The 13800-nt window shown below is 41.1% G+C and carries 14 protein-coding genes; 12 read left to right on the top strand and 2 right to left on the bottom strand.

Annotated features, from left to right (window positions below; all coding sequences use genetic code 11):
* Nucleotide 1 precedes the first annotated feature (1 nt).
* From L6472_RS09995 to L6472_RS09965, 7 genes are all read left to right on the top strand, one after another.
* Nucleotides 2-970 (top strand): hypothetical protein, encoded by a 969-nt coding sequence (locus tag L6472_RS09995; protein ID WP_237804687.1) that lies wholly within the window; start codon nt 2-4, stop codon nt 968-970.
* 16 nt (nt 971-986) lie between these two features.
* Nucleotides 987-1838 carry a Hachiman antiphage defense system protein HamA gene (locus tag L6472_RS09990; RefSeq protein WP_237804685.1) on the top strand — a complete coding sequence of 284 codons (852 nt, stop codon included), beginning with the start codon at nt 987-989 and terminating at the stop codon, nt 1836-1838.
* A gap of 4 nt (nt 1839-1842) precedes the next feature.
* Nucleotides 1843-5166, top strand: a complete 3324-nt coding sequence (locus L6472_RS09985) for a DEAD/DEAH box helicase (protein ID WP_237804683.1) — start codon at nt 1843-1845, stop codon at nt 5164-5166.
* Nucleotides 5167-5193: 27 nt separating this feature from the next.
* Nucleotides 5194-5715 carry a hypothetical protein gene (locus L6472_RS09980; protein WP_237804681.1) on the top strand — a complete coding sequence of 174 codons (522 nt, stop codon included), beginning with the start codon at nt 5194-5196 and terminating at the stop codon, nt 5713-5715.
* Between the two features lie 50 nt (nt 5716-5765).
* Nucleotides 5766-6845, top strand: a complete 1080-nt coding sequence (locus L6472_RS09975) for a glycosyltransferase family 4 protein (protein WP_237804679.1) — start codon at nt 5766-5768, stop codon at nt 6843-6845.
* A gap of 62 nt (nt 6846-6907) precedes the next feature.
* Nucleotides 6908-7324: a WbuC family cupin fold metalloprotein gene (locus L6472_RS09970; RefSeq protein WP_237804677.1), complete on the top strand. Its 417-nt coding sequence runs from the start codon at nt 6908-6910 to the stop codon at nt 7322-7324.
* Nucleotides 7325-7337: 13 nt separating this feature from the next.
* Nucleotides 7338-7520 (top strand): hypothetical protein, encoded by a 183-nt coding sequence (locus L6472_RS09965; protein WP_237804675.1) that lies wholly within the window; start codon nt 7338-7340, stop codon nt 7518-7520.
* Nucleotides 7521-8256: 736 nt separating this feature from the next.
* Here the strand turns inward: L6472_RS09965 and L6472_RS09960 are convergent.
* The gene (locus L6472_RS09960; RefSeq protein WP_237804673.1) at nt 8257-8616 is read right to left on the bottom strand and encodes a four helix bundle protein; all 360 of its coding nucleotides are present in this window, start codon (nt 8614-8616) and stop codon (nt 8257-8259) included.
* Between the two features lie 192 nt (nt 8617-8808).
* Between L6472_RS09960 and L6472_RS09955 the strand changes: the two genes are divergently transcribed.
* The 5 genes from L6472_RS09955 (at nt 8809) to L6472_RS09935 (ending at nt 12858) form a co-directional block, all read left to right on the top strand.
* Complete coding sequence (locus tag L6472_RS09955) at nt 8809-9108, top strand: hypothetical protein (protein ID WP_237804671.1); 300 nt, start codon at nt 8809-8811, stop codon at nt 9106-9108.
* Nucleotides 9101-9322: a hypothetical protein gene (locus L6472_RS09950; RefSeq protein ID WP_237804669.1), complete on the top strand. Its 222-nt coding sequence runs from the start codon at nt 9101-9103 to the stop codon at nt 9320-9322. The genes L6472_RS09955 and L6472_RS09950 overlap by 8 nt, the downstream gene beginning before the upstream one ends.
* A gap of 3 nt (nt 9323-9325) precedes the next feature.
* Entirely contained in the window at nt 9326-9604 is a 279-nt protein-coding gene (locus L6472_RS09945) for a DUF4160 domain-containing protein (protein WP_237804667.1), read from the top strand.
* A 402-nt stretch (nt 9605-10006) separates the two neighbouring features.
* Entirely contained in the window at nt 10007-11863 is a 1857-nt protein-coding gene (locus L6472_RS09940) for an ATP-binding protein (RefSeq protein ID WP_237804665.1), read from the top strand.
* On the top strand, nt 11863-12858 hold the full coding sequence (locus L6472_RS09935; protein ID WP_237804663.1) for a hypothetical protein: 996 nt from the start codon (nt 11863-11865) through the stop codon (nt 12856-12858). Before L6472_RS09940 ends, L6472_RS09935 begins: the two co-directional genes overlap by 1 nt.
* 61 nt (nt 12859-12919) lie before the next feature.
* On the opposite strand, the gene L6472_RS09930 is transcribed toward L6472_RS09935, so the two are convergent.
* Complete coding sequence (locus L6472_RS09930; protein WP_237804661.1) at nt 12920-13717, bottom strand: transposase; 798 nt, start codon at nt 13715-13717, stop codon at nt 12920-12922.
* Between the last annotated feature and the right edge of the window lie 83 nt (nt 13718-13800).

Here is a 13800-nt window from a genome sequence, read left to right as displayed (position 1 = left end):
AATGGCTCATCACAAAAAGATTGGAATTCGAGGAGCTTCACCGAGAAGGAAAAAGAAGCATAAGAAGTCTAGGCGGAATATTGACCGCCAGGGCTCTATTATGTCAACTAAAGCTGAGTTTATGAGTCCTGATACTGATGTTACCAAATTCAGAATTGCTGTAATTGAATCATTATCAGATGGTGAATCAAAAACAGGCACAAATTTATATGAAGGCGAACTGAAACCATTGACACTTAAAGATGAGTCGCTCACAGCCTCTTTGCATGTGGTGAACGATATAACTAATTTCAAGAGAGCGATTGATGAGATTGCTGATAGTCTTGGTGGTGATGAACTCGTTACGCTTCACATAGAGGCACATGGCGCTGGTGAGAATGGAATTCGTCTTGCTTCAGGTGACAATTTAGGCTGGAAAGATTTTATGGATGAATGCCGTAAGTTGAACGATAAAATAAGTGGTCTACTGGTAGTTACATTGTCAATGTGCTATTCTTTTCCGATATTGGGCAGTATAGACCCAACACAAAGGGCTCCATTTAAGGCGATACTATTGACTAATAGGGATGTGACTGTTGACGAAGTGGAGCGTGGGTTTACCGCATTCTATAATAGCTATAAAAATCCTCTTGATGTTTTCAAGGCTACAGGTGTTATTAGGGATGAAGTGAATAAAGGTGATGAAAAATCCAGCCCTTTTCATTTGATGGTTGCCGACCACATATTTGATTTATTTACCAATCCTGATAGAGATCCTGATGGTTTTGCTCATATCGTCAACGATAACTTTTGTAGGCTAAAGGCCCAATATCCTGAATATACAAGAGAACGTACAGAGAAAGAGATTAGGGCAATGATGAACGATTTAGCAAAAAATGGGAGAGACTATTTCTTGTTCTATGATAGGGTGAAAGGTAAAGAGTTGATGGAACTTACGGAGCAAAATAAACGTAAGAATCAGTGGGTATGATTTCATTTTAAGCGAAATGGCACAGACAGAGCAAGAAATGTTGATAGGGCAACATCCTGTCGCACCTCAGATATACGGCGTTTGGCTAAATGCTACAGACCTTCCCACAACAGGGAATAAGAAACATCGTATGTTGGAGGAAAATACTGGTATGCGTAATGCTGCCATCGATGAGCTTGCTAAATGGATTGTTGACTACCATGTGCATAGCCATAGTAGAAGGAAAATCATAAATACACGGAAGAAAGCTATTCTTGATAAACACGGATTAGAAACATTCATAGATAATATGAAGTTACTCCCAAAAGCTGAAAATACGAAGAAAGGCAATCTTGGGGAGATTGTTTTGATGGAGTATCTGAAAGAAAGCAGGGGCTTTGACCCCATTGTTCATAAGTTACAATACAATACGAATACAGACCAGGCAATGAAAGGTGACGATGTCCTCCTTTTCAAACGTGACAATCTTTTCTCAGAGGTGATTTATGGTGAATGCAAGTTTAGAAGCACACCCAGCAAAGCCGTTGTTAATGAAATAGTCAATAACTTACAGGGGTTAAAAAGACTTCCTGTGTCAATGGAATTTGTGGCCAATGTCTTGGATGACAGGGGAGAGTATGATTTGGCTGATAGTATTTCAGAACTCCACCAGAAAGTGGAAGATGGTAGTGTGCCCGTTACAAATGTCGGGTTTCTGATTAGCACTAAATCGGATGCAAGAGCTGGCGAAGATACAACAAAGCAGGTGGAGAAACATCTAAAATCAACGAACTCACGTTTGGTTATGATTTCACTTGGCGTTGATAATCCAGTTGAGATTGTAGACGAGGCCTTTAAAAGAGCTGATGCAATAATCAAGTCATTATAAACTTATGCCTTCATTACAACAAATAGAGAAGATCGCGTCACGTTTGGAGCGCTATTCAACCTATAAGACCTTGCAGGCGCAAGCTAATGCAAGATATATACTCTATGGTGTACATGAGGATGAAGCCAACTTCCCACAATTTGACCAAAGACTAACTTTCAGGTCAGAGAATGTGGCATATATTTGCCTGGAAATAGCCTGTACTTATTATAACAACCAACGACACGAATCCGCATCTACCTATTTCAATAAGGGTGCCCAATTGCTAGAATATAATTTCGCAAACAGTCAGACAGAGATTCCAGAACGAGGATTCAATCTGATGATTTGTGGTTTGGCATATTATTGTGCGAGCCAATATTCGAAAGCCTTTGTTGTAATATCAAAAGGAAGGTACGACGGTTTCATCAACCGAATCATCTATGCTTTTTTGAACAGACGCTTTAATTTGTTGGAAAATGAGATTAAAAATGTGCTGTTGGAAGAAGAGCATAAAGAAGAAATAACACCTTATGATATTTTGCTAGCGCGAGCGTTCTCTCTGGTTTTGAACTACTTTTATTATGGGAATCAAAGGTACTTAGATGAATCAATAGAAATATTAAGGGATGCTACAGAACTGGCTTTATTAGACGTTGATGCTGAAATCTGGTGGCTTTTTAGACTATTGACTATAGTGTTTGACGGATTTAATGATAGTTCACTCTGGAAAAACCTTCACAATCATCCTATGTTTACAGTGGATAATAACGGATGGCGAGCAGTTTGGGAATGGCTAGGTATGCCTGAAAAGGACTGGGATGCAAGTGCAAAGGAAAAGTTGGAACTGTATATACACTCGCAGACTTTCAAAAAAGCTCCAATAACAGAATTGTTTGTTAGCCAAAGGAATGCATTGCAAAAAGTTCTTATGGAAGAGAGTTCAGTTGTAAGTATGCCAACCAGTAGTGGTAAAACTCGAATAGCAGAGATAGTGATATTGCAGTCTCTGCTTCGAGATACATCATCAAAGGTGTTATATATAGCACCTTATCGTTCGTTGGCTTCTGAGGTAGAGGAAACGCTGACTAATGCATTCGATCCAATGGGTTTTAAAGTGACCCACCTGTATGGTGGTGCGCAAATTACGGCCTTGGACAGGAATGAGATGGAAACCGCTAGGGTGATGATAGCTACGCCAGAGAAAGCCAAAGCAATACTTCGTATTAATGATGAAGAAATGAACAGCATCAAGTTGGTGGTGATGGATGAAGGCCACCTCCTTCGTCCAAAGCCAAGAGAAATAGCCAACGAGATGTTTACTGAAGAATTGCGTAGAATCGTTAAACAGAATAGAGGTAAATTTCTGCTCTTGTCAGCAGTACTTCCCAACGCTAACGATATATCACAGTGGCTTTCGAGTAAACAGGATAATGTAGTTCATGATACGTGGAGACCATCCTCCCAGCGTATAGGACTGATGTGTTATCGGGGCAACAGAATAGATATTGAATGGCAAGGAGAAGTACCTTGTTTTAATAGCAGTTTTGTGAAAACAAACGGAGATAAGAAACAATCTATAGCGGAAGCTGCCATTAAATTATCAGAACTTGGGGCGGTGCTAATCTATATTACAAGACCGGATTGGGTTTTACCAAATGCCAGAACTATGTTCCGGTTGATAAAGGATTATCCTGATATTGATTGGGGGGATGACGATTTGGATTGGAAACGATTCAATTTGGTATGTCAAGAATTGGAGGAAGACCGTGAGTATATAGATTTAGCAAAAAAGGGTATTCTGTGTCACAGCGCCAAAATGAAGGTAGATGTGCGTAGGTATATGGAACGACTTTTAAGAAAAGGCAAAGCACGTTTTATATACGCCACAAATACATTGGCACAGGGCGTAAACCTCGGAGTTTCTACACTGATAGTCACTAATACGGTATTAGGAAGGGGAACATATTTGAGTACGAATGATTTCTGGAATATGGCAGGTAGAGCAGGTCGTTCTTACATTGATACTGAAGGTAAAATCCTTTTTGTTTGCGATTGTACTCGGGATGAAAAGAAAAGTAGGCGGCAAGCGGCAAGATATATGGATAAAATAGCTACAGATAAAGCAATCAGTGGCGTATATGTATATCTTAGTAAACTATGCGCGATTCAATGGGAAATGGATATTGACTTTAACCAACTTCTTGAGCTTATTGCAGAAAATCAATTAGACCGGTTGCCGCAAGAAGATGGCGATTTGTCGTGGAATGCTTTTTTTGAGTTGATAGATGATTCACTATTGACGCTTGACCAGGCATATAGGGATAGTGACAGTGATGATGTGCAGTGGGTAGACGAACACTTTAAAAATTCATTGGCAGTTATTCAGGAAGAAGACGAGGCTTTAAGGTCGCAACATTTAGAAATCATTAAAGCTAGAGTACATGCTTTAAGAAGATTTATAAATGGAGAAGTGATGCCCCGTGCATTTGCTTCTTCTGGAATACCTCTGAAAGCGGCTATTTATTTAGACGAGAAAGCAGATGAACTGATGAGAATCGCAGATGAGTACATTAATTCGTCGCATAAGTTTGATGATAAGTTGTATTTCTTCCATCAATTTGACCAGATTGCTCAGGATATTCCTTCAGAAAGGATAAATGTTCCAGATATGGATGTGCTAGGTAGTATTCGTATAGATTGGTTCTCTGGTGAACCAATGAACTATAACGAGATTAGTTTGGCTGAATCATATTATGGAAACACTGTGTCTTGGCTGTTGAATGCGTTGGTAAGCAGATTCAGCGAGGTAGATGAAGATAGGATTAAAGAATGTTATGAGGAAATGAGCCTGATGGCATCATACGGTGTTCCTTCTAGATGGGCTGCACGGTTATACCTATGCGGTATTAATTCCAGAAAAGTGGCTACTGAGTTGTCTCTTATGTTAGATGAGATTGACAGTTCTTCTACAAAATATGCCGTTGCCAAATATGTGCGGCAAAATGCTAATGAACTTCTGAAAAATGAGAAATGTTCTGATTTGGCTAAAGCATGGCTCGAAGTGTTTAATACAAGACCTCCGATGACCAAGAGAGAAATTAAGTATGTCCGCAATTTCCATTTTAAGAAAGATGAAACGGATATACCCTCTTTTCTTATATGTAAGAAAACATCAAAAAGCGCTTTTTTGTGCTCTGTTGATTTGAAATATAAACGTTCTGTAACGGACACTGAAAGATTGCCTTTTTCAGATGTAGCAGATGTACCAGGTGTGTTTTTTATTAGAGATGGAGATGTGTGGAGGATGAAAAACGTCAATCCGTATATTTCTGTTGCAGAAGAATAATGAGGGGCTGTATTAAAATGGAAGGCTATGAAGTGTACAACAATCGTATATAACCAAATGATTGAGGATTGTAAGGAAATCGCAATTGAATTCAAAAGGGCCGTTGCTACGGAAAGGGAAAGTCTAGATCCGTTGAATAATGAAGATGACATGGAAAAGATGGAAGTCTCTGCAGATTCACTGAACGACCTTTTTGAGAAATTTAAGGTGGTGATGGGATTGAATTGTAAACTTGATTTCTTCCGTGATAATGATGAGGAATACGGGCGATATAGTGAACATAATAATGCCGTGTACCTGCCATATTGTATTGGGATGGATAAAGAGAATGCTATTGTTGAACACATGGCTCATGAGTTGTATCATGCATTTCAGTATGCTGCTATATGTTCGCCAGCATCTTACCCTTGTTTTGATACTGATACTATCAGGCATTGGGAATATGAGTTTCATAACTATGGGAGCGGTGCTAAGGATATAAGACAGTATCTTGGACAGGAGATTGAAAAAACGGCAAAGGAGTTCGGAAAGTTGATAGGAGGGGCGTAGTTTGCTTGGAGTATAGCAATTAACTCAATAGGAAATAATTAATTATTTAGATGAAATATATTATTATAGCAGTGCTGCTGTTGGCAGCAGAGTTGATTTACTTCCGCATAGCGGATAAGTGTAACATTATTGATAAGCCGAATGAAAGGTCGAGCCATAGCACGATAGTGCTACGTGGAGGAGGAGTGATATTTGCAATATCTATCTTTGTTTGGATGATATTGCAAATGGTTAATGGTGAATGGTTAACGGTGCAGGATTATTTGCCATTTATGGTTGGATTGTTGATGGTGGCCGGGATTAGCTTTGTGGATGATATCCACTCGTTGCCAGATAGTCTGCGCATGGTGGTGCAGATAGTATCGATTCTGCTGATGTTTTGGAGCATCAATCTCGGTTCAGGGGGCACGGTTCAAGGTGCTTGGTTCTGGCAGGTGGTGATTGCGCTGGTGGCGCTGTTCTTCTGTGTGGGGGCCACCAATATCATCAACTTTATGGATGGTATCAATGGAATAACGGCAGGGTATGCGCTGGCAATGCTGGTTCCGCTAATGCTGTTAAATTCAGGTTCTTGCGTCCCGTTGGTAGCAAGCGAGCAGAGCTCGAGCGCAAGTGTTCAAGGGTTTATTGAACCGAGTTATCTTATAGTGGCGATTATTGGGGTGCTGGTGTTTAGTCTGTTTAACTTCAGACCGAAGGGTAAGGCGAAGTGCTTTGCGGGGGATGTAGGTTCGATAGGTATCGCGTTTATCATTCTGTTTGCATTGGGTAAGTTGATGCTGGCTACGCAGGATGTGACATGGATCGTGTTCTTCCTGGTATATGGTATTGATGGTAGTATGACGATATTCCATCGCATTATGTTGCACGAGAACTTAGGGCAGGCCCATCGTAAGCATGCTTATCAGCTGATGGCGAATGAGTTGAAGATGAGCCATGTGGTGGTGAGTCTGCTGTATATGGCTATGCAGCTGGTGGTGAGTCTGGGCTTTATCTATCTGTGCCCGAATACGGTGTTGGCGCACTGGATTTATCTGGTGGGGGCTGCGCTCGTTTTAGCGATTATGTATATCCTCTTTATGCGTAAGTACTACCACTTGCACGAGGCTTATCTCGCCTCATTGAAGTAAGGGGTCGCTGCGCGAGAAATCTTAAAAAAATCGACATAAAATCTATCAAGAATCTGAGAACTATGACGATAAACCAAGAATTATTGGAGAAACTGTTTGAAGAGACGAAGGTGAATCCTCGCCTGAGGACGAACTTAGACCTGAGGACATCGGCAGAGGATGGCTCGCAGCGTATGCTGAACGCGATGCTGCCAGGGACGGAAGTGGCGATACACAGGCACCCAATGAGTAATGAAAATGTGATTCTCATTAAGGGAAAGTTGGACGAGGTGCTGTATGAAGAGGTCGTTTCTGACGATGGCAAGGTGACGCTGAAGGAGACTGAGCGCATACATCTTTGCCCTCAGGATGGCGTCTACGGCTGCCAAGTGCCCAAAGGCGTGTGGCATACGGTGGAGGTCTTGGAACCTTCGGTGATATACGAAGGGAAGGATAAAAAGTACGGGGAGGATGGGTCGGAGACGTACCCCTCGATGTGAGAAAAGAAAAGGTATGAAGGAAGATGTTTTATCCCGTTTGCGTGAATTTATAGAGAACGAGGTACGGTCTGGTTCTATGGATCTTGGCTGCATAACACCTCTTTATGTCTATAGGATGTGTGGAGGTGCTATCCCGATGGAAGATATTGAGAACGGGTTGATGGAGCTAAGGTATCAAGGATTTATGGTTGGATAAAGGAGATTGTTAAAGGGGTATGGGCATTTTGCTTGTACCTCTTTATGCCTTAATATAGGACGTAACAATGGAGAAGAATGGACTGAGAGAGACGCGAAAGCAGATGTTCGCTCAGATGGAGCAGCGGTTGCAGGAGATGCATCCAGCATGTCAGGGGACAGGTTCCTGACACGGGTTCCTAACACGGGTAGCGGATACATGCCCACAGGGGCAGATAGCTTACCTTGCTCTTTGAATGATTCCTCGGTCTATGCCAGTTAGTCTTTGAAGCTGACGGACTGATGCTCCAAGTTCTTTGAGTTGAATGAAAGACTGCCGCTGGGTTTCTCTGTCGAGCTTCTGGAATTCGCTGCTACTTGAAACGCCTGTAATTCTGATAATCTGTTGCCATGCCTGATCATCGGAGAGCCTGAGACGAGGCTGCTCTAAATCATTGTCAAGGAAGTTGGCATCATCAGGTAGTAGGTCGTTAACCCATTCGTTGAGATCTTTGAAGGGAATACGCTTTAAGACAGTTCTAGTGTTGCAAATCTGAAAGACGGGTTCAACAGAACCATCATATTCGCCCCAGCTGCTATATTCGTAGTCCTTTACCTGTGTAACAACACCTGCTTTGACAGGATTGACTTTCGTCTTCCTCCTCCTTGCAAGGCATAGCTGATGCGAGCATCGCTCTGCATTTGCTTCGTTCGTCGGTTCTGATGGATGTAGCGCAATAGGGTAGTGATTGTAACGGTTATGGGTTAACGGTTAAAGACTTGCGCAAGCCTGATAGCATCTTAGCTACCTCAGTAAATTGAGGGCGTAATGCTTCAAGTTGTTCTGTTTGAATATAGCCAAGGTCACTTGCTGTTTGCAATTCACAGAATACCTCAGTCAGTGATCCGAAGGCAATTTCGATAAAATGTACCTTCTCCTTAGGTGATTGCCTGCCACTGCCCTCTGCTATGTTTGCAGTAATAGAAGTGGCAGCCCGACGCACCTGATCGCCAAGTGCGTAGCATTCCTCTTTGGGGAACTGATTCTGCAGTAGATAAATATCCTTTACCAACTGTCTTGACAACTGATAAACTCTTAAATTTTCGAACGAAAACATATCTTTAACCTTTAACCGTTAATCTTTAAACTTTACCCAGCGGTTCCTGATGAAACTCTAGCTTGTCTAGGCATGTCGTTTTTGCTTTTTGGAGGGCAAAGGTACGAAATATTCTAGACAGATAAAGTTAAAAAGGATTAATTCCCAAACTGAATAGCGGGAAAATACGTATTTTTGCAAAAAATATGAGTGATGACAGAGTATAAAAAGACAACATCCCCAAGCCACGAAGCTCTGCTAAGTAGTACAGATGGCTTTACCGCCTTTAGTTTTGGTGGCTATAACATCCGTTTCCGGGCGCCCTATAGTCTGGAACGATATGTTGATGTCATCAAGTGGGACAATGGCTATCTGGTTGTATTGGCTAAGTACAGTCACAATGCAGAGCCCGAGGAGGAGTACATTGACTTAAAACCTATCCTTGAGGGGCTGTATATCGACTCTGCCGCATTCCTTAAACCTATTAAAAACGTCCGTATAGCTTATGCCTGATATAAAAAACATTGCCGATAAGGCCGATGTCATCATCAACGGTTACGCTTTTACCCGAAAGGATGATGGTATACATGTACTTAACTTGAATTGCCCTGATAAGGCTGTGGTTTTTGATATGAATGGTGAGGTGCTGGAAACCACTATGGACGATATTGAGCTTTCCATTGCGAGCCGTTATTTGAAACAGAACCTTAAGTATATGGAGGACTGATTGATGCCGAAGTATTACGATTTTAAGGTTGCCGGCTATTATTTGTATTTTACGTCTTTCTGTGTTGTGGAGTGTATGCATGTGCATGCAAGCGATAGTAAACTGACAGAGGGCGGCTCTGCAAAATTCTTCGTAAAGAACAATGGTGATACGGTTCTGCAGAACCGTGGTATCCTTAATGACCGCGAGATTGCCAAGATATCCGATTTTATCAAGGATCATTATCAGGAAATGTACCTCCGTTGGTCGCAGTATAGCGAAAAGGGGTATTACGAGAAGTAATGTCTAATTACGTATATAGGATGTGGGGAGGAAGCGTTGCGATAGATGAAATCGTAACAGGACTCACGGAATTACGGAAAAAGGGATTTATGATTGGGTAAAAGGTATATGATGAGTGCTGCGTATAGAGAATGGGATTTTTGCGTAATGGAGTGCTATCTCCGTGATAGGGAAGAAGAGCCTATTGATTTTTTCTGAAGGATGAATGTGATTGTCGGAGGTGTTGCAGCTGCCATAACCAATACTATGCAGATAGTGTTTTATCATAGTGTATCTTGAAGACTTCGAAGAACAGGAAGATAATAAAGGTTAAAGACTGCTTCTAGACTAAATAACTCATTAAGGTCTTCTCATCGTATAGTTTACCTGTTAGATAAAAAACGTGGATAATATTATACTCAAATGAATGTAAACTTGTCAAATGCTGTAAGGATGTTCTATGGTAAATCATCTTACGAGATGGTTTACATGGAGGCTATTGCCAATGCGCTGGATGCAATGGCAACCGAAATAAATGTAGAAATATCGGCTCAATCAAAAAAGATTGCAGATACGCTACAGGTGACCATTAGCGATAATGGTGTAGGCTTTACAGATGGCAGGTTTAAAAAGTTTAGCAACCTATTTGATACGGAGGACACTGCCCACAAAGGATTGGGACGCTTATCATATAGATTTTACTTCAATGATGTAGAAATAGAAAGCTGGTATGATAAGAGTAAACACAGAAAGTTTTCTTTCTCTGACGATTTTGATGGTAAAAGTGATGTAGATACAGTCAATGAAGATGAATGGATTGGCGGAACAAAGCTTTTTCTTTCTGATTATGCCAAAAAGAAACTGTTTAATAACAGCATAATAGATGTGAAGTTTCTGAAGAATAAGATTCTCTCGCATTTCTATCTCAGATTGTTCCTACTAAAAAAGCAGAAGGCCAATATAGTTATTCATCTTGCTTCAAAGATTGACGGTAAAGAGAAAAAGGCGGTTATTTCGACAGACGATATCCCTGATTTCAAGACAATCCCTATTGAAGATACGGACGTTGGAGTGATGTTCACTGGCATGACTCTGTATTACTTCGTAGAAAAGACGGATGACAAGAAGCCAAGCAATGTTGTTACGGCAATTAATGTGGAGGGGAGAACATATGCTCAAAACTTTATAACCAAGGAATTTTTCCATAGTGGTTATAATATGGTGTTCCTTCTTTTCTCGAATAACTTCAATGGATTGGCCGAAGCCAATCGAGAGACCATTACTCTGACGGATTCAAACAAGCAGCTGTTTCGTAATATTTTCATTAAGTATATTTCCAAGATTCTGAATGGAATGTACCCAGATATTGCAACGGCACAATCGAAAAAGAGGGAACAACTGGAAGGGCGCTATCCTCACTTGTCGAGTTATATTGATGGTAATAGTATTGGCTATATGCAGCAGAGCGAAGTATTGGGTAAGGCCGAGGATTTGTTTTTCAAAGCTCAGCGAGAGGTACTCAATGCACCTATATTAAATCAGGAGCAATATGAGAAAGCCAAGAACATTACATCATCATCATTGACACAATATATCTTGTTCAGACAGCGAGTAATAGACAAGTTAAAGTCGCTCGATGCAGGAAACAGAGAGGAGGAAGTGCATAATTTGATTTGCCCCAGGTATCGTGTGTTTGATGGAAAGAATGCCTATAATGACTTGTACAAACAGAATCTATGGTTGATAGATGATAGGTTTATGACCTATAGTAATGTGCTCAGTGAGAAAGAGATGACGAAACTATTTAAGATCATTGATCCTGAAACAGACTACGAGAATACAGGTAGACCTGACATTGCTATTGTGTTTTCTTCAGACCCCGACAAATCAGAGAAATTTGATGTGGTTATCATTGAACTTAAGCGTGAGGGTATAGATATTGACAAGACATTAGGTGTTGAGCGGCAATTGTTTGATAGGGCAAGGGAACTTTATAGCCATTTTGGAGAAAAAATCCAGCGTATGTGGTTCTATGGCATCATAGAAATAAGTGAAAAGGTGGAGTTGGAATTGAATGGATACGATCCTCTGTACTCTACAGGAAAAGTACTCTTCGCGCAGAAGAACGTTAAAATATCATTGAACCCGATGAAGACGATAGATGTTGGTGTTTATCTGGTGGATTACGATGCTTTGATTGGCGATGCAGATAGAAGGAACGAGACTTTCCTGAGTATTATACAGAATACGTTTAAGGAGAGTGTGGAGGAAGGGGAGTGATGGAAGATGGTAGCCTTATGAATGGTGGTGATTTCTTATTTGGAGTTGGACTTAAAAGCAATAAGGAAACAAATGATTTCCTTAGATGCTTATGGGCAAGGATGGCTGCTACCTTTGGCAAGTTAGCTTGGCAGTATTCACCTCTTAGAATAGGGAACACAATTATTGTGGGTATCGCATGCATAGGAGAAAATACTCATCTAAACATTAAACTTACCTACAAACAAAAAGGTTGTGTGGCAAGCATAGATTTTGATCCAGAAGGAACCTATGATCATGATACACTACATAGACAGTTGAAAAAGTGCGTTAAAGAGGCTCTGCTACCAGAAAAATATATCAGAAAGGTATTTGGCAAGGGAAAACTTGATAAGTGCATATCATTCCAAAAGAAATCTCGAAAGAATTTTAGTATTGAAGGAGACACTATTACGATAAAGGTGCTTGGATATGATGATGAAGACTGTGCGACGATGTTTCAAGCACAAATTCATCAGGTTTGCAACTTTCTGACTTTTGATACCTTACGGTACATTACATTATCGAATACACTTACAGAGGAGATACGGCAAAACCACAATTTCATAACCAGACTGATAGATAGTAAAACAGGCGAGGTTACAGGCGAGGTGGAAAAGAACAAAATGTATCAAAACCTTGTGGTGTCAGACCGGATGGCTGACTATATTGATTCGTATTTGGACCGTCCATACGGATATGAAGAGCATTTTTCGAATTTTGATAAGAGTGTGCAACTATTTGCACAGGGAGTACGGAATGAGGAATTATCTGGAATAGCGACAGGCTTACCTGAACCTTACGCAGAACAGGCGAATGTGGCTTATATGTCAGCATTGGAGATAATAACACTTGGAGATAAAGAACCAGAGACATGTAAATGTTGTGGTCAAATGAGATATTCCATCGCCCGTCGTGTTACAGATCTTGCCAATGCAGCCATAGAGGGCTGGGGCGAATTCGTAAAAGGGTATTAAAGATGTCAGGGGACAGGTTCCTGACACGGGTAGCGGATACATGCCCACTGGGGCAGATAGCTTACCTTGCTCTTTGAATGATTCCTCGGTCTATGCCAGTTAGTCTTTGAAGCTGACGGACTGATGCTCCAAGTTCTTTGAGTTGAATGAAAGACTGCCGCTGGGTTTCTCTGTCGAGCTTCTGGAATTCGCTGCTACTTGAAACGCCTGTAATTCTGATAATCTGTTGCCATGCCTGATCATCGGAGAGCCTGAGACGAGGCTGCTCTAAATCATTGTCAAGGAAGTTGGCATCATCAGGTAGTAGGTCGTTAACCCATTCGTTGAGATCTTTGAAGGGAATACGCTTTAAGACAGTTCTAGTGTTGCAAATCTGAAAGACGGGTTCAACAGAACCATCATATTCGCCCCAGCTGCTATATTCGTAGTCCTTTACCTGTGTAACAACACCTGCTTTGACAGGATTCTGATGGATGTAGCGCAATAGGGTGGTGAAATAAGAAATATCGTTTACAGGCTCTGACTTGAAACGCTCTTTGAATAGGTGACCGTCGCGAAGATATTTATGGTTGTAATAATAGACATATGCACCTGCAATCCTCTTGATGGTATTGCCAACCTTTTCATCACGCTCACGAATGAGCAAGTGGAAGTGGTTTGACATCAAGCAGTAAGCATAATAGATGCAATTGGTGCTACATGGATTACCATCATCATCATACTGAGTACGCATTCTGTCGAGGATATTGATGAACTGATAGTAGTCCTCTGGTTCCTCGAAGATGTTCTGATGATTAATACCTCGCATCATGATGTGGAAGATACCGGTGCTTGATGGTTTACGTGGCTGTCTGGGCATGAGTTTTTTCTTTTGACGCGCAAAGGTACGAAATAATTCACATAGAGAGAACGGAAAGGTTAGAAAAAACAGGAAAGAACCCT

The sequence above is a fragment of the Prevotella sp. E13-17 genome (assembly GCF_022024035.1).
In the GTDB taxonomy this organism is placed as follows: domain Bacteria; phylum Bacteroidota; class Bacteroidia; order Bacteroidales; family Bacteroidaceae; genus Prevotella.
Note: the sequence above shows the minus strand (reverse complement) of the source record. Positions and strands in the feature narration are given on the sequence as shown.